Source organism: Streptomyces sp. SP18CS02, from assembly GCF_036322365.1.
Lineage (GTDB): Bacteria > Actinomycetota > Actinomycetes > Streptomycetales > Streptomycetaceae > Streptomyces.
Window position 1 is genome coordinate 1 of the sequence record NZ_JAQYXC010000166.1, and the last position, 442, is coordinate 442.

1 protein-coding gene is annotated in these 442 nt (G+C 68.8%); it reads left to right on the top strand.

The window, feature by feature from the left end:
- Window positions 1-87 precede the first annotated feature (87 nt).
- A partial coding sequence (locus tag PUR26_RS01450) for an ATP-binding cassette domain-containing protein (RefSeq protein WP_329868388.1) occupies window positions 88-442 on the top strand: 355 nt, incomplete at its 3' end.

A 442-nucleotide genomic window follows, 5' to 3' on the forward strand; every position in this document is an offset into this window, starting at 1 on the left:
GCGATCTGTGCCGGACCGACCTTCCTCCGCTGGAGCGGGTCTCCGCGGACAGACGCAGCGCCTGCCACTTCTGGAAGGAGACCGTCGATGCGGCGCGGAGAACCCGTCCTCCAGGTGCGCGAGCTCGTCAAGCACTACCCCCTCACCCGGGGCGTACTGTTCACGAGGCAGATCGGCGCGGTCAAAGCGGTCGACTGGGTCTCCTTCGACCTCTACCAGGGCGAGACGCTCGGCATCGTGGGGGAGTCCGGCTGCGGCACGTCCACGGTCGCCAGGCTGCTGGTGACCCTGGAACGGCCGCCGAGCGGGCGCATCCTCTACAAGGGCGAGGACATCACCGCGCGGTCGGGGCGGGCGCTGAAGGCGGTCCGCCGCAACATCCAGATGGTGTTCCAGGACCCCTACACCTCGCTGAACCCGCGGATGACGGTCGGCGACATCA